This is a genomic window from Ancylobacter sp. GW821-FHT10E12, assembly GCF_058809335.1.
The window spans coordinates 82,154-97,359 of record NZ_JBXASN010000013.1 but is presented as its reverse complement, the minus strand read 5'-3'; the positions used below and the strand labels follow the sequence as shown (position 1 = coordinate 97,359).

The 15,206-nt window shown below is 69.0% G+C and carries 14 protein-coding genes; 6 read left to right on the top strand and 8 right to left on the bottom strand.

All coding sequences use genetic code 11. The features are described from left to right. Positions 1 to 27: 27 nt before the first annotated feature. The 5 genes from AC1RU4_RS18045 to AC1RU4_RS18025 are packed head-to-tail and all read right to left on the bottom strand — an operon-like array spanning position 28 to position 4,012. On the bottom strand, positions 28 to 420 hold the full coding sequence (locus AC1RU4_RS18045) for a VOC family protein (RefSeq protein WP_492892496.1): 393 nt from the start codon (positions 418 to 420) through the stop codon (positions 28 to 30). 21 nt (positions 421 to 441) lie between these two features. Further along, a complete protein-coding gene (locus AC1RU4_RS18040) occupies positions 442 to 1,380 on the bottom strand; it encodes an SGNH/GDSL hydrolase family protein (protein ID WP_492892495.1) in 939 nt (312 codons plus the stop codon). Further along, positions 1,381 to 2,136, bottom strand: coding sequence for an SGNH/GDSL hydrolase family protein (locus tag AC1RU4_RS18035; RefSeq protein ID WP_492892494.1), 756 nt, complete (start codon positions 2,134 to 2,136; stop codon positions 1,381 to 1,383). A 39-nt stretch (positions 2,137 to 2,175) separates the two neighbouring features. Continuing rightward, a complete protein-coding gene (locus tag AC1RU4_RS18030) occupies positions 2,176 to 3,414 on the bottom strand; it encodes an OpgC family protein (protein WP_492892493.1) in 1,239 nt (412 codons plus the stop codon). Positions 3,415 to 3,424: 10 nt separating this feature from the next. Beyond that, positions 3,425 to 4,012, bottom strand: a complete 588-nt coding sequence (locus AC1RU4_RS18025; RefSeq protein ID WP_492892492.1) for an HdeD family acid-resistance protein — start codon at positions 4,010 to 4,012, stop codon at positions 3,425 to 3,427. 190 nt (positions 4,013 to 4,202) lie between these two features. Here AC1RU4_RS18025 and AC1RU4_RS18020 point away from each other — a divergent pair, with 190 nt between their 5' ends. Beyond that, positions 4,203 to 4,808 (top strand): MOSC domain-containing protein, encoded by a 606-nt coding sequence (locus AC1RU4_RS18020; RefSeq protein ID WP_492892491.1) that lies wholly within the window; start codon positions 4,203 to 4,205, stop codon positions 4,806 to 4,808. Positions 4,809 to 4,937: 129 nt separating this feature from the next. Here the strand turns inward: AC1RU4_RS18020 and AC1RU4_RS18015 are convergent, their stop codons facing one another. Further along, entirely contained in the window at positions 4,938 to 6,059 is a 1,122-nt protein-coding gene (locus AC1RU4_RS18015) for a L,D-transpeptidase (protein ID WP_492892490.1), read from the bottom strand. A 145-nt stretch (positions 6,060 to 6,204) separates the two neighbouring features. Continuing rightward, positions 6,205 to 6,753, bottom strand: a complete 549-nt coding sequence (gene tsaA, locus AC1RU4_RS18010; RefSeq protein ID WP_492892489.1) for a tRNA (N6-threonylcarbamoyladenosine(37)-N6)-methyltransferase TrmO — start codon at positions 6,751 to 6,753, stop codon at positions 6,205 to 6,207. Between the two features lie 150 nt (positions 6,754 to 6,903). Between tsaA and AC1RU4_RS18005 the strand changes: the two genes are divergently transcribed. The 5 genes from AC1RU4_RS18005 (at position 6,904) to AC1RU4_RS17985 (ending at position 13,903) form a co-directional block, all read left to right on the top strand. Continuing rightward, complete coding sequence (locus tag AC1RU4_RS18005; RefSeq protein ID WP_492892488.1) at positions 6,904 to 7,899, top strand: ArsR/SmtB family transcription factor; 996 nt, start codon at positions 6,904 to 6,906, stop codon at positions 7,897 to 7,899. Continuing rightward, complete coding sequence (gene metF / locus AC1RU4_RS18000) at positions 7,899 to 8,819, top strand: methylenetetrahydrofolate reductase [NAD(P)H] (RefSeq protein ID WP_492892487.1); 921 nt, start codon at positions 7,899 to 7,901, stop codon at positions 8,817 to 8,819. Before AC1RU4_RS18005 ends, metF begins: the two co-directional genes overlap by 1 nt. Beyond that, a complete protein-coding gene (locus AC1RU4_RS17995; RefSeq protein WP_492892563.1) occupies positions 8,719 to 9,075 on the top strand; it encodes an endonuclease domain-containing protein in 357 nt (118 codons plus the stop codon). Before metF ends, AC1RU4_RS17995 begins: the two co-directional genes overlap by 101 nt. Positions 9,076 to 9,086: 11 nt before the next feature. Next, on the top strand, positions 9,087 to 12,818 hold the full coding sequence (gene metH / locus AC1RU4_RS17990) for a methionine synthase (protein WP_492892486.1): 3,732 nt from the start codon (positions 9,087 to 9,089) through the stop codon (positions 12,816 to 12,818). A 272-nt stretch (positions 12,819 to 13,090) separates the two neighbouring features. Next, positions 13,091 to 13,903: an LssY C-terminal domain-containing protein gene (locus AC1RU4_RS17985; protein WP_492892485.1), complete on the top strand. Its 813-nt coding sequence runs from the start codon at positions 13,091 to 13,093 to the stop codon at positions 13,901 to 13,903. Positions 13,904 to 13,909: 6 nt separating this feature from the next. Here AC1RU4_RS17985 and AC1RU4_RS17980 read toward each other — a convergent pair whose 3' ends face one another. Next, entirely contained in the window at positions 13,910 to 15,178 is a 1,269-nt protein-coding gene (locus tag AC1RU4_RS17980; RefSeq protein ID WP_492892484.1) for an amidase, read from the bottom strand. Positions 15,179 to 15,206: the final 28 nt, after the last annotated feature.

Below are 15,206 nucleotides of genomic sequence, written 5' to 3'. Positions count from 1 at the left end.
CATCCCGGACGTGCGCGGAGCCGACGCTCACTCCGCCGCATAGCAGACCGCCTGCAGCTTGTTCCCGTCGGGATCGCGGACATAGGCGGCGTAATAGTTCGGGCCATAATGCGGCCGCGGGCCGGGTTCCCCTTCGCTCGTGCCGCCCGATTTCAGGGCCTGTTCATGGAAGCGACGGACCTGGGCCTTGGTGTCGGCGATGAAGGCGACGTGGGTTCCGTTGCCCCATGTCGCCGGGCGGCCGTCCTCCGGCGTGTAGATGTAGACGGTCGGCATCCGGCCGTCGCGCTCATAGGCGAGGGGCTTTTCCGGCGGCTTGGGCAATCTGGAAAAGCCGATGGCTCCCAGCACGGCGTCGTAGAACGTTGCCGAACGATCCTTGTCGTTCGTTCCCAGCGTGATGTGGCTGATGACGGACACTGGAAATTCTCTCCGTCCGCCTCACGGCGTGAGCGTGCTTTCCGGCAGGCCAGCCGGCGTGGTGGCGGCCGGAATCGACGAACCCATGATCCCGCCTCCCACAGCCCCGCCTCCCGCTGCCGCCTTGCCGCCGGCCGCCGCCGGCCTGGCGAGGTTCGCCGGGGTCGCGCGCACGTCGGCCGAGCGCAACTGGCTGTCGACATTGGCCACCAGCGATCCGCCGAGACCCTTGGCGAAGCACTCGTAGCCCCAGTCGTTCATGTGGAAGCCGTCCTTGTAGGTGAAGGCCTCGAACGGCAGGCCGCGCGCCTCGTGCCACTCGCGCATCAGCGCGAAGCGGTGGAACACGCTCACCCCCTCCTCGTCGGCGACGCGCTGCTGCAGGCGCAGCATGTCGAGCGCGTCGGCATCCCCCACCACCTGCGGCGAATATTGCGGGTCGATGATCACCATGTCGGCGCCCAGCGCGCGGGTGCGGGCGATGGCGTCGCGCAGCAGGCCCTCGGCATTGGCGAGGCCGTTGGCGCGGAACAGCGCGTTCACCCCGGCCTGCCACAGCACCAGCGTCGGGCTCGAGGCCGCGACGTCGGCGTCGAAGCGCGCCAGCATTTCCGGCGCGTCCTGGCCGTTGATGCCGCGATTGACCACGCTGATGTCGATGCCGGGGAAGCGCTGGCGCAGCGCCGCCTGCAGCCGGCTCGGGTAGGAATTGCCCGGCGCGCTCGCCCCCGCCCCGGCGGTGGAGGAGGAGCCGATGGCGACGATCCGCACCGGCCCGCCGTCGCGCAGCGCCTTGGCGAGGCGCGGCATCGGCTGCGACAGCCGCGTCAGCGCCGCGTTGCCGGCCGGACAGGTCGGCGCCAGCAGCGCGGCGGCGGAAGCGCTGCCGGCGAACGGGGCGGTGCCGATCGCCAGCGGGGCGGCGAGCAGGGCGAGGCAGGCGAGACGGGCGAGGTGCATCTAGCGGGAGCCCAGGGTTTTCTTGTCGACGCCGTCCGCGATCATGCCGACCAGAAGCCGGCCGATGCAGCGATGCACGTCGTCGAACAGGGTGGGGGAAGGGCGGTCGGCGTCGAGGTCGAAAATGCCCTCCTGCTCCCAGAACCGCATGACGTCGTAGCGGTCGAACAGCGGGACGGCATTGGCGCGCGCGGTCCAGCGCAGGGTGGTGTCGTAGGGCGCGATGTCGAAGGCGAAGGCGGTACGCGGGCTGTATTGCGGGCTGACGACGATGACGTCGGTATTGGCGGCCTGGGCGATGCGGATGCCGTCGCCGACGGCGTCGCCGAAGGCGTTGGTGTCGACGCCGAGAATGGCGTCATAGGTGCCGGTCTGCCAGATCAGCAGCGCCGGCTTGTTGGCGCGCAGCAGGTCCGGCAGCAGCGTCACGATCGCCTGCGCGGTGGCGCGCGGCTCCTGCTGGGTCGCCACCACGATGCCGCCATCGGGATAGCGCTCGCGCAGGATCTCCTCGATATAGCTCGGGAACCGGCGCGGCATCGCCTCCTTGGCGGCGCCGGCCTTGGCCAGCTTCTTCTCGACGACGGCGGCGCTGTTCAGCACCAGGATGGTGGTCGGCGTCTTGTCTTCCAGCGACTTGGCCAGCCGCGGCAGGCCGAAGCCGGCCCGTGTGAGCTCGGAAGGCGCGGCGCAGACGGGTTCGGCCTGCGCCGGGGCGGTGGCGCCGCCGGCCAGGAAGGCAAGGGAAGCGAGCATCAGTCCCAGAATCGTGCGTCTCACGTCGATCCGCGCCGTCTACCTGTATTTCTTCGCTGCAATATCGCGCTCGACGCCAGCATACCACGACAACAGCACGGAGAGAGCCACCATGAGGGAGATCCCCGCCGCGCTCAATATCAGCTGCATCGCCAGTGAGTTGTCGATCTCGTTCAACACGAAATGTGCGGCGAAAGAAAGGAACACGCCGAAGCAGAACACTTCCAGCGAGTTCTGCCCGCACAGGATCATCGGTCGCAGCGCGCGCGAGCGCAGCCAGGCGGCATCCACCGGCACCAGCTTCACCACCACCACCGCGAGCGCGAGGAAGTGCAGGAAGCGCAGCGGCGACAGGTCGGTCTTGCTGATCGGGTAGATGATGGCGCCGATCGCCTCGGGCACCAGCCCTTCCAGCGGGCGCCACCACCAGCTCACCACCACCGCGAGCGAGACGACGAGATAGGCGACCGCCAGCGTCACCACCAGCCGGTTCTGGATCAGCCCGGACAGCCGGTCGCTGCCGCCGAGCCCGCACCAGCCGCCGAACACGAACATCAGCTGCCAGGCGAACGGGTTGAAGAACCACATCCGGTCGTCGGGATAGCCCGGCAGGTTGATGCCGAGATGCAGCACCACCGCATAGACGAGCGCGGAGGCGGCCAGCGTCGCGTCCGGCCAGCGCTTCAGCGCCCACAGCACCGGCGGGAAGCCGGCCAGCAGCACGATATAGAGCGGCAGCACGTCCATATTGGCCGGACGGAACTTGAGCAGCAGCGCCTGCACCAGCGCCACGTCCGGCTCGGAGAGGAACTGCAGCGCCCCCATCTCCTCGGCGTAGAGCGGGTTGGCGAAGGAGCCGACCACATAGGAGATCTCGGCGAGATAGATGACGAACAGGAAGATGAAGGCGACATAGAGCTGCCACGCCCGCCGCAGGATGCGGGCGGAGGTCACCATCACGCCGCTGCGGTCGATCTCGCGGCCATAGACCATGGCGGCGGTGTAGCCGGAGATGAAGACGAAGATCTCGGTGGCGTCGGAGAAGCCGAAATTCCGGTTGGTGATCCAGTTCACCACATTGTTCGGGATGTGGTTGAGGAAGATGAACCACAGCGCCAGCCCGCGGAACAGGTCGAGCCTCAGGTCCCGCCCGCTCGACGCCGGCGTCGGTGCCGCCTCCGGGGCCGCCGATGCGGTGGCGGCCGGCTCCGGCGACCCGGAGGTCGCCTCGGCCGGCCTGTCGTGCGGAAGCGCTCGCGGAGCGGCGTTCTGCCTCACGAAGCCTCGCTCATTTCTTCAGCCGCAGGCCGAGCATCAGCGTCGCGAAGCCGTTGAACACGAGGTTGATGCCGAGGAACAGCCCGAGGATCCATTCCGAGTTGATCGGCCAGCGGGTGATGATCTCGATGCCGAGGAGCACGGCGATCACCGCCGAGAAGGCGATCCAGCCCCAGCCGGCATTCGGGCGCAGGTTGAAGGCGGCGAACAGCCGGAAGATGCCGCCGACCACCAGCGACACGCCGAGCAGCAGCGTCAGCACCGAGGCGGCCAGCGTCGGGTTGGCGAAGGCGATGGCGCCGCCCGCCAGGTACAGCACGCCGTCGAGCAGCCAGAAGAAGAACGCGCCCCATCCCTTCACCTGGAAGGCGTGGAAGATCTGGGCGATGCCGGCGACCGCCATCATCGCGCCGATATAGAACACCGAGACCAGCGTGCCGACCGCCAGCGTGTAGATGCTGCCGAGCGCGATCATGCCGGCGACGATCATCAGCACGCCGAGCGCGACGAACCAGCCCCATTTCGCGCGAAGCTCGTGGAGATGGCCGGCGAGCGAGCCGCCGGGCGCGGCGGGAAAGGAACCGGTGGGAGTGGACATCTGCGTCGACCTCGATCTGACTGGCGCCACGCCGGCGGATCACAAACGCTCCGGCCCCCTACGAGGTTCCGGTCCGTGGCAGGGAAAACGGCGGTATCTTAGACCGGGTGGCCGAGTCGCCACAGTCCGCATTTTCCCGTTGCCGTGTCCGGGGGATGAACCGGGGCGCCACCATGCGAGGGCCGCGTGCATGCCGGAAACCCTGTCCCTGTTCGACGACGGCACGGTGCCGGCCCGCCGGCTGCGCGCCCGGCTCGATGCGCTGCTGGTCGGCGACGGGCCGGATTTCGTCACCCGCGCGGTCGAGCGGGCCGCCCTCGATTTCGAGGGACTGGTCGGCGACCGCCACCGCGGCCTCACCCGCAAGGCCGATTCGCGGGTGCCGTGGTATCCGCGCGGCACGCCGATCCGCAATGGGCGGCAGGTGACGCTGGTCGCCGCCGACGAGCTCGCCGTCATCGCCCGGCGGCTGGACATCCCGGCGATCGAGCCGTGCTGGCTCGGCGCCAATCTGGTGGTCGGCGGCGTCGCCCGCCTCACCGGCCTGCCGCCGGGCACGAGGCTGCATTTCCCCGGCGGCGCCTGCCTGGCGGTGGAGGGCGAGAACGCGCCGTGCCGTCACGCCGGGGCGGTGGTGGCCGCGCATCATCCCGGCCGGCTGGGACTGGAGCTGTCCTTCGTCAAGGCCGCGCACGGCCTGCGCGGGCTTACCGCCTGGGTCGAGCGGCCGGGTGAGCTGGCGGCCGGCAGCGCGTTCGAGCTCCGGGTGCCGGCGCAGCGGCTGTGGGATATGTGAGCGGCGGCTGCCGGCGACGAGGGCCGAGCCGCACCCCCCCAAAAGCAGATCGCCCGGACGAGCCATCGTCCGGGCGATCGTATTATTCAGCCGATGCGGCGCCCGCTGGAGCGCCGGCCGCCGGTGGGTTCAGCGCACCGCCACCGGGGCGGTGCTCACCGGGATCGCCTGCATGGCGGCGCCGCCATCGGCGGTCTTGGCCGGGTTGCCGGGCATCACCACGACCCGGGTGCCGACCTTCACCTTGTCGTAGAGGTTCTCGACATCCTCGTTCAGCATGCGGATGCAGCCCGAGGACATGAACTGGCCGATGGTGGAGGGCTGGTTGGTGCCGTGGATGCGGTAGATGGTGCCGCCGAGATACATGGTGCGCGCGCCGAGCGGATTGCCCGGACCGCCGGCCATGAAGCGCGGCAGGTAGGGCTGGCGCTCGATCATCTCCGCCGGCGGACGCCAGTCGGCCCATTCGGCCTTGCGGCTGATCTTCTCGGTGCCCGCCCAGGTGAAGCCGTCGCGGCCGACGCCGATGCCGTAGCGTTCGGCCCGGCCGCCGCCGAGCACGTAATAGAGATAGGTGTTCGGGGTATCGATGATGATGGTGCCGGCCGGTTCCTTGGTCACGTAGTCGACCACCTGGCGCTTCAGGTTGGCCGGCAGTTCCTTCGGCTGGCCTTCCTCGGGCTGGTCCTCGGGCGGCAGCATGGCGACGCTGGCGCCGTTGGAGCCCATCGCCTGCTGGCTCTGATAGGCGGGGGCGGCCGGGGCGGCGGAATGCACCGGGGCCGGCGGCGCGCCATAGGGCGCGGTCATGCCGACCGGCGGCTGGGGATAGCCCGCCGGCTGCTGGCCGGAATAGGCGCCGGTGGGATAGCCGGCCGGCTGCTGGCCCGAATAGGCGCCCGGCGGGTAGCCGGCCGGGGCCGCGGCCTGGGCGGGATAGCCCGGCTGCGCGGAATAGCCCGGCTGCTGCGCCGGATAGGACTGCGCCGGATAGCCGGCTGGGGCATTGGCATAGCCGCCCGATACCGGGGCCGGGGCCATGATCGGCGCCACGCCGCCCTGCACCGGCACCGGGGCGCCGGTGGTGGTGCCGTAGGGATCGATCGCCGCCGGCACTTCGGCAGTGCCCGGCGCCGGCTCGACCGGCTGCGCAGCCGTTTCGGCGGGATAATATTGCGCGCTCGCCGCACCGACCGATGTCAGGAGGGCGAGAGCGACCGCGGGAGCGAAACCAAGGCGAACGACCATCATCAAGCCTGCTAGGGTAAATGCCTGTAACCGTTGCGCCGAGGAGATGACGCAGGAAAACGGCGGGTTCAAGACCAGACTACGTCACGAATGGTAACCAGCGCGTTAGCTATGCTTGAAGCGCATGGGCGATGCATATCGGCAACACCTACATGCCCGGCTTGGTTCCACGCTCGCGATGCCAGCCGACGACGGCATCCGGGATGGCGTCGGTGGAGGCGAAATAGGGCTTGATGTCGATCAGCGGCGTGCCGTCGAGGCAGTCGAGGCCGACCACGGCGAGGCGGTTCCCCTCGATGCCGAGGAGCCGCACCGCGCTCATGGCGATGGGATTCGGCCGGGCGGGGCTGCGCAGCGCGAAGGTGCCGCGGCCCCGGCCATAATGGCGGGGCACCTGGACCAGCAGGTCGCGCGGCGCCCGGTCCATCCAGTACAGCAGCCACAGATGGGTGGTGCCCTCCAGCGCGTCGAGCGCCGGGACGAAGGCGGGGTTGAGCTCGACGGTGCAGACCGCATCCGATTCGCGCCCGTTTTTCGGGCACTCGGCGCGGCGGGTCCACGGCGTGTGCAGCCGGCCGATGAAATGCACCCCGGCGTCGGGCGAGGCGGGCAGGGGATGCGTCACCTCGCCCGGCCGCACCCCGAATTCGGGCTCATTGGCCGCACCGGCCCCGTCACGCTCGGAAATCGTGCTCATCCTACACCTCACTGCACCGACCATACACCTCGCCGGCCATACCTCGCGGGCCATACTCCTCGGGGGACGCCGGCGCAGGGCAGCGGCGCAGGCACTTGCACAACCGCGAAATAAGACATAAAGATATCTTTATATCTAATCGAGGATCATATGCCGGCACTGCCGCTCAGCTTCGCGTCCCTGCTCGACGGCCTCAAGGCGGCCGGCGAGGACACGCGCCTGCGCCTGCTGGCGCTGCTGGGCGAGGGCGAGCTGACCGTGTCGGAGCTTACCGAGATTCTCGGCCAGTCGCAGCCCCGAATCTCCCGTCATCTCAAGCTGTTGGCGGAAGCCGGGCTGGTGGAGCGCTTCCGCGAGGCGAGCTGGGTTTTCTACCGCCGCGCCGTCGACACGCCCTGCACCGCGCTCACCGATGCGCTGCTGGCGCTGATGACGCCGGACGACGACATCCTGCTGCGCGACCATGAGCGGCTGGAGGCGGTGCGCGCCGCCCGCGCCGCCCAGGCCCAGGCCTATTTCCGCGCCCATGCCCATGAATGGGACGCGCTGCGCCGCCTGCACGCCCCCGACGACCAGGTCGAGCAGGCCATTATCGAATCCCTGCAAGGCATTGAGGTGTCGGCACTTCTTGATCTCGGCACCGGCACCGGCCGCATATTGGAGCTGTTCGCGTCGCGCATCGATCGCGGGGTCGGCATCGATCTGTCCGCCGACATGCTCAGCGTCGCCCGCGCCAATCTGGAGCGCGCCGGCGCCCGGAATTGCACGGTGCGGCAGGGGGATATCTACAGCCTCGCCCTGCCGCGCGATTCCTTCGACGTGGTAGTGGTGCACCAGGTGCTGCATTTCCTCGAGGATGCCCCCCGCGCCCTCAAGGAGGCGGCCCGCGTGCTGCGGCCGGGCGGGCGTCTCCTGGTGGTCGACTTCGCCCCGCACGATCTCGAATTCCTGCGCGAGGAGCACGCCCATCGCCGGCTCGGCTTCGCGCCGGAAGTGGTCGAGCACTGGCTGGTCCAGGCCGGCCTCGTGCCGCAATCCCATCGCCCGCTTGCCCCGCAAGCCGATGGAAAGCTTACGGTTTCTCTCTGGCTTGCCCGCGATCCACGCCCCGCGGCACCGGCCCAAAATCACAAGGAGGTCGCCTGATGTCTGGGGATGTCGAGCGCCGCAGCCGCCGGCCCGGCGGGCGGCCGATTTCGGTCTCGTTTGAATTCTTCCCGCCCAAGTCGCCGGAAATGGAGGCCACGCTGTGGAACTCCATCACCCGTCTGGCGCCGCTGGCGCCGAAATTCGTCTCGGTGACCTATGGCGCCGGCGGCTCCACCCGCGAGCGCACCCATGCCACCGTGGAGCGCATCGTCAGGGACACCCGGCTCGCCCCGGCGGCGCACCTCACCTGCGTCGCCGCCGCCCGGCCGGAGGTCGACGAGGTGGTGCGCGGCTATTGGGATGCCGGCGTGCGCCATGTGGTGGCGCTGCGCGGCGATCCGCCGGGCGGCGTCGGCCTGGCCTACGAGCCGCACCCGGAGGGCTACAAGACCTCGGCGGAGCTGGTGGCCGGCGTGCGCCGCATCGGGGATTTCGAAGTGTCCGTATCGGCTTACCCGGAAAAGCACCCGGAGAGCCCGTCCTTCGACGTCGACCTCGACATATTGGAAGCCAAGGTCGATGCCGGCGCCACGAGGGCGATCACCCAGTGCTTCTTCGACAACGACCTATATTTTCGCTATCTCGACAAGGTGCGGGCGCGCGGCATCGAGGTGCCGGTCGTGCCGGGCATCCTGCCGGTCAGCAACTACAAGCAGGCGAAGAATTTTGCCGAGAAGACCGGCACCTACATGCCGTCCTGGCTCGCCGGGCGCTTCGAGGGGCTGGACGACGACGCCGAGACCCGCAAGCTCATCGCCGCGGCGGTGGCGGCCGAGCAGGTGTTCGACCTCCTCGACCGCGGCGTGACCGAGTTCCATTTCTACACGCTCAACCGCGCCGACCTCGTCTACGCCATCTGCCACCTGCTCGGCATTCGCCCCCATCAGGCCGGAATCGACGGGCAGGCGGCGGCGTGAAGAGAGCGACGCCTTAACCTCTCCGCGTTTTCTCTGCCCGGACGCAAAATTGGTCATCGAACTCGACGGTGGCCAGCATTCCGTCGAAGCGGATGCCGAACGGACCCGGATGATCGAAGCCGGTGGCTATTTCGTCATCCGGTTCTGGAATAACGAAGTACTGACGACTCTGGATGGCGTTCTGCTGCGCACGTTGGAAGCGTTGCGCGCGAGCTCCCCTCACCCCCACCCTCTCCCCGACGGGGAGAGGGAGTAGGAAGCCCGATCATGTCCCAAGCGCCCGCTACCGATACCCTCGCCGCCCTGAAGGATGCCGCCTCGAAGCGCATCCTCGTGCTCGACGGCGCCATGGGCACGATGATCCAGCAATTGAAGCTGGACGAGGCCGGCTATCGCGGCGAGCGCTTCAGCGGCTGGAACCGCGACCTCAAGGGCAATAACGACCTGCTCAACCTGACGCGGCCGGAGGCGGTGCGCGACATCCATCTCGCCTATTTCCTGGCGGGGGCGGATATCGTCGAGACCAACACCTTCTCCGGCACCACCATCGCCATGGCCGATTACGGCATGGAGGGCCTGGTCTACGAACTGAATTTCGAGGGCGCCCGGCTCGCCAAGGAAGCGGCGAAGCTCGCACAAGCAAAGGACGGCCGGCCGCGCTTCGTCGCCGGCGCCATCGGCCCGACCAACCGCACCGCCTCGATCTCGCCGGATGTCAACGATCCCGGATTCCGCGCCACGAGCTTCGACGAACTGGCAACGGCTTACGGCGAGCAGGCCGGCGCGCTGATCGACGGCGGCGCCGACCTCCTGCTCATCGAGACCATCTTCGACACGCTGAACGCCAAGGCGGCCGTGTTCGCCATCGAGCGGCTGTTCGAGGCCCGCGGCATCCGGGTGCCGGTGATGATCTCCGGCACCATCACCGACCTGTCCGGCCGCACGCTCTCCGGCCAGACGCCGGAAGCGTTCTGGAACTCGCTGCGCCACGCCCAGCCCTTCTCCATCGGCCTCAACTGCGCGCTAGGCGCCAAGGAGATGCGCGCCCATATCGACGAGCTGTCGCGCATCGCCGACACGCTCGTCTGCGCCTATCCCAATGCCGGCTTGCCCAACGAATTCGGCCTCTATGACGAGAGCCCGGAGGCGATGGCCAGGCTGGTCGGCGAATTCGCCGCGTCGGGCCTCGTCAACATCGTCGGCGGCTGCTGCGGCACCACGCCGGATCATATCGCCGCGCTGGCAAAGGCGGTGGCGCCGCACAAGCCGCGCGCGGTGGCCGAGATCGAGCCGCGCCTGCGGCTGTCCGGCCTCGAACCCTTTGAGCTGACGCCGCAAATTCCGTTCGTGAATATTGGCGAGCGCACCAACGTCACCGGTTCCGCCCGGTTCCGCAAGCTGATCACCAATGGCGATTATGCCGCCGCGCTGGCGGTCGCCCGCGACCAGGTGGAGAACGGCGCCCAGGTCATCGACATCAACATGGACGAGGGCCTGCTCGATTCGCAGAAGGCGATGGTGACCTTCCTCAACCTGCTCGCCGCCGAGCCGGATATCGCCCGCGTGCCGATCATGGTCGACAGTTCCAAGTGGAGCGTGATCGAGGCCGGGCTGAAATGCATCCAGGGCAAGGGCATCGTCAATTCGATCTCGATGAAGGAAGGCGAGGACGCCTTCCGCCACCATGCCCGCCTGGTGCGTGCCTATGGCGCCGCCGTCGTGGTCATGGCCTTCGACGAGAAGGGCCAGGCCGACACCTATGAGCGCAAGGTGGAGATCTGCGCCCGCGCCTACCGCATCCTCGTCGACGAGGTCGGCTTCCCGCCCGAGGACATCATCTTCGATCCCAACATCTTCGCGGTGGCGACCGGTATCGAGGAGCATGCCGGCTACGGCGTCGCCTTCATCGAGGCGACCCGCGCCATCCGCCAGCTTCTGCCCTACGCCCATATTTCCGGCGGCGTCTCCAACCTCAGCTTCTCGTTCCGCGGCAACGAGATGGTGCGCGAGGCGATGCACGCGGTGTTCCTCTATCACGCCGTTGCCGCCGGCATGGACATGGGCATCGTCAATGCCGGCCAGCTCGCGCCCTATAGCGAGATCGAGCCGGAGCTGCGCGAGGCCTGCGAGGACGTGGTGCTGAACCGCCGTGAGGACGCCACCGAGCGCCTGCTGGCGCTGGCCGAGCGCTTTCGCGGCGGCGGTCGCGAGAAGAAGGAGGCCGATCTCACCTGGCGCACCTGGCCGGTGGAGAAGCGGCTGGCGCATGCGCTGGTCAATGGCCTCACCGATTTCGTCGAGGTGGACACCGAGGAGGCGCGCCAGGGCGTCGCCCGGCCGCTGCATGTCATCGAGGGGCCGCTCATGGCCGGCATGAACGTGGTGGGCGACCTGTTCGGCGCCGGCAAGATGTTCCTGCCGCAGGTGGTGAAGTCCGCCCGCGTGATGAAGCAGGCGGTCGCCTATCTCATGCCCTTCATGGAGCAGGAAAAGTTGGAGCAGGGCCTCGTCGACGCCCCGGCCGCCGGCAAGATCCTGATGGCGACGGTGAAGGGCGACGTGCACGACATCGGCAAGAACATCGTCGGCGTCGTGCTCCAGTGCAACAATTACGAGGTGATCGACCTCGGCGTCATGGTGCCGACGGCGAAGATCCTCGAAGTGGCGCGCAGGGAGAAGGTCGACGTCATCGGCCTGTCCGGCCTCATCACGCCGTCGCTGGACGAGATGGTGCATGTCGCCTCGGAGATGGAGCGCGAAGGCTTCGACCTGCCGCTGCTGATCGGCGGGGCGACGACGTCCCGCGTCCACACCGCGGTGAAGATCGCCCCGCAATATGTGCGCGGGCAGGCGGTCTACGTCACCGACGCCAGCCGCGCGGTGGGCGTGGTCTCCAGCCTGCTCAACGACAATGCCAGGCCGGATTACGTCGCCAATATCCGCGCCGAATACGCCAGGCTCGCCGACGCGCATGCCAAAAGCGACCGCAACAAGGTGCGGGTGAAGCTGGAGGAAGCGCGGGCGAACCGGCTGGCGCTGGACTTCTCGGCCTATGCGCCGCCGGTGCCGGCCTTCCTCGGCACCAGGGTATTTGAGGACTACGACCTCGCCGAGCTGGTGCCCTATATCGACTGGACGCCGTTCTTCCAGTCCTGGGAGCTCGCGGGGCATTACCCGGCCATTCTCCAGGACGAGAAGGTCGGCGTGGCGGCGCGGGCGCTTTACGAGGATGCCCGGCGTATGCTCGACCGCATCGTCGCCGAGAAATGGCTCACCGCGCGGGCGGTGGTCGGTTTCTGGCCGGCCAATGCCGTCGGCGACGACATCGAGCTGCAGGGCGACGGCGCCGCGCCGCTCGCCACGCTGCACACCCTGCGCCAGCAGATGGGCAAGCGCGAGGGCCGCCACAATGTCGCGCTGGCCGATTTCGTCGCGCCGCGCGAGACTGGGCTGACCGACTATGTCGGCGGCTTCTGCGTCTGCACCGGCTTCGGCGAGCATGACCGCTCCGAGGCGTTCAAGAAGGCCAATGACGATTATTCGTCCATCCTGCTGAAATCGCTGGCCGATCGCCTTGCCGAGGCCTTCGCCGAGCGGATGCATGAGCGGGTGCGGCGCGAGTTCTGGGGCTACGCCCCGGACGAGGCGCTCGACAACGCGGCGCTGATCAAGGAGGCCTATCGCGGCATCCGCCCGGCGCCGGGCTATCCCGCCCAGCCGGACCATACCGAGAAGGCGACGCTGTTCTCCCTGCTCGACGCCACGGCGCGCATCGGCGTCGAACTGACCGAGAGCTTCGCCATGTGGCCGGGCGCCGCCGTCTCCGGCCTGTATTTCGCCCATCCCGACGCCGCCTATTTCGGCGTCGGGCGGATCGAGCGCGATCAGGTCGAGGACTATGCGGCGCGCAAGGCCATGAGCGTCGAGGACACCGAGCGGTGGCTGGCGCCGGTGCTGAATTACGACCCGATGAGCTACAAGTCCGTCGCGGCCGAGTAGGGCGCGTCCGCAGTTCTTTCCTCTCCCCGCCCGAACTTGGCTGTTGCCGAGTTCGGTTCCGGCAAGGTCGAAGCCGGAAATATCCGGCTTCGACGGAGAGGTGGCCCGCCCACGGGTCTCGCCTATGGCGAGCCCGAGGACAGGCTCCGCGGGTCGGTGAGGGGGAGACGCGGCTGGGAAGCCAGGAAGACCCCTCACCCCATCCCTCTCCCCGTCGGGGAGAGGGAGGCTTTGCGCCTCGGCCAGTCCTCACCTCGGATTCAGGGGAGATCATGCAACCGAACGTAAAGCGCGATGCCCGGGTCGTCTGGCACTGGGTGCTGCTCGCCGTGCTGGTCTGGGTGGCGCTGGCCTATGTGATGCTGCCGCGCCTGTGGACGCATCACGAGGAACAGCCCGGCATCCGGCACTTGCCGATGGTGACGCAGACCCGGCAGGGCATTCCCGGCGACCCGATCGATGTCGGGCTCGTCGGCACCCGCGAGGATGTCGTGCGCGCCCTGTATGCCGCCGGCTGGAAGGCCGCCGACCCGGTGACGCTGAAATCCAGCATCGACATCATCGGCTCGGTGCTGCTCGGCCGCCCGGACCCGGATGCCCCGGTGAGCCCGCTCTATTATGACGGCCGGCCGGAGGATCTCGCCTTCGAGAAGGAGATCGGCCGCAGCGCCGATCGCCGCGACCATGTGCGCTTCTGGAAGGTGCTGGACGTCGGCGCCGAGGGCAGGCCGGTCTGGCTCGGCTCGGCCACCTATGACCGCGGCGTCGGCCTCAGCCACTATACCGGCGCCGTCACCCATCATATCGGCCCGGACGTCGACGCGGTGCGCGACCTGCTGATCGACGATCTCGACAAGGCGCGCATGCTGACGGCGACCTATCAGGTCACCGGCCTCGGCCCGGTGCTGTTCGGCCGCAATGGCGGCGGCGATCCCTATTACACCGATGGCGAGATCCGGTTCGGCCGGCTGGTGGCGGGCGGCAAGCCGGCCGACAGACCGGCGATCGTGATCGCCCCGCCGCCGTTCGTTGGTCTCAAGGACCAGCTGTGGCGCAGCTTCGCCGGCCTCGCCGGCAACGAATGAGCGCGCCTACCCCGCGCGGATCGCCTTTTCGAGGAAGGCGGCGGCGGTGAGGGTGGTGCGGTCGCGCGAGAAGCGGCCGACGACCTGGATGCCGATGGGAAGGCCGGTCGACCCGGTGAGGCCGGCGACGTTGACGCAGGGCACGCCGAGCAGCGTCCACAGCCGGTTGAAGATCGAGGATCCGGTCGAGCACAGCCCGGCCGGCGCCTCGCCCGGCGCGGCGAAGGTGAGCACGGCGTCGAAATTGTCCATCAGCTCGGTGAAGGCATGGCGGGCGCCGCGGGTGGTGCGCCGCGCGGCGTCATAGGTCTCGGGCGTCACCCTCATCGCCTGCGCGAGATAGGTGGACAGCCTGGTCGAGAGGCGGTCGCGATGCCGGTCCCACTCGTCGGCGAGCGCCAGTGCCGCTTCATAGGCCTGCACGATGGCATGGGCGTCGTCGGCCGATTCCACTTCGGGCGGCAGCACGACGTCGCGCACCGTCGCTTTGGCGCGTTCGGCGGCGCGGCGGGCGGCGTCGAGCGCGGCATGGGCATCGGCGCCGGCCGCGCCGGCACGCGCCGTGCGCACGAGGGCGAAGCGCGGAGGGCGCGCGGCCGGATCGATCGCCAGATTCCGGCCGGTGATGGCGCCGGCGGCGAAGGCGGCGTCCGCGACCCCGGCGGTGAACAGGCCGATCGTATCCAGCGACCAGGCGAAGGTCTTGTTGCCCAGCGCGGGGATCAGCTTGAAGGACGGCTTGAAGCCGGTGACGCCGCAGAAGGAGGCCGGGCGGACGATCGAGCCGGCGGTCTGCGAGCCGAGCGCCAGCGGCAGCATGCCCGCCGCCACCGCCGCCGCCGAGCCGGAGGACGATCCCCCCGGCGTATGCGAGGGGCGGAGCGGGTTGCGTGTCGCCGCCGGCTCGGTGAAGGCCAGTTCGGTGGTCGCCGTCTTGCCGGCGACGAGACCCCCCGCGCGCAGGATCATTCGCACCACGGTCGCGTCGGTGGCGGGATGGTGGCCCTCGTAGATCGCCGAGCCGAGCGCGGTCGGAAAGTCGACGGTGTCGAGCACGTCCTTCACGCCGACGGGAAGCCCGGCGAGCGGCCGCGACGGCAGGCCGGGCTCCTGCGCCCGCGCCCGCATGGCGTCGAGGTCCAGCGCGGCGAAGGCGCGTATCTCGTCCTCCCGCGCGGCGATCGCCTCGGCGCAGCGCTCCACGACATCGGCAGGCGAGATATGTCCGGCACGGATGGCGGCGGCGAGGGCACTGGCGGAAAGCATGTCGGTCATGGTGTCGTGCCGGGGAGGAATCGGGCCG

What these genes read in the sequence shown, in the direction of transcription:
- AC1RU4_RS18040 (WP_492892495.1), bottom strand. Translation starts at nt 1,380, where the DNA reads ATGCACCTCGCCCGTCTCGCCTGCCTCGCCCTGCTCGCCGCCCCGCTG.
- metH (WP_492892486.1), top strand. Translation starts at nt 9,087, where the DNA reads ATGTCCCAAGCGCCCGCTACCGATACCCTCGCCGCCCTGAAGGATGCC.
- AC1RU4_RS18035 (WP_492892494.1), bottom strand. Translation starts at nt 2,136, where the DNA reads ATGCTCGCTTCCCTTGCCTTCCTGGCCGGCGGCGCCACCGCCCCGGCG.
- tsaA (WP_492892489.1), bottom strand. Translation starts at nt 6,753, where the DNA reads ATGAGCACGATTTCCGAGCGTGACGGGGCCGGTGCGGCCAATGAGCCC.
- AC1RU4_RS18005 (WP_492892488.1), top strand. Translation starts at nt 6,904, where the DNA reads ATGCCGGCACTGCCGCTCAGCTTCGCGTCCCTGCTCGACGGCCTCAAG.
- AC1RU4_RS18015 (WP_492892490.1), bottom strand. Translation starts at nt 6,059, where the DNA reads ATGATGGTCGTTCGCCTTGGTTTCGCTCCCGCGGTCGCTCTCGCCCTC.
- AC1RU4_RS17985 (WP_492892485.1), top strand. Translation starts at nt 13,091, where the DNA reads ATGCAACCGAACGTAAAGCGCGATGCCCGGGTCGTCTGGCACTGGGTG.
- metF (WP_492892487.1), top strand. Translation starts at nt 7,899, where the DNA reads ATGTCTGGGGATGTCGAGCGCCGCAGCCGCCGGCCCGGCGGGCGGCCG.
- AC1RU4_RS18025 (WP_492892492.1), bottom strand. Translation starts at nt 4,012, where the DNA reads ATGTCCACTCCCACCGGTTCCTTTCCCGCCGCGCCCGGCGGCTCGCTC.
- AC1RU4_RS17980 (WP_492892484.1), bottom strand. Translation starts at nt 15,178, where the DNA reads ATGACCGACATGCTTTCCGCCAGTGCCCTCGCCGCCGCCATCCGTGCC.
- AC1RU4_RS18020 (WP_492892491.1), top strand. Translation starts at nt 4,203, where the DNA reads ATGCCGGAAACCCTGTCCCTGTTCGACGACGGCACGGTGCCGGCCCGC.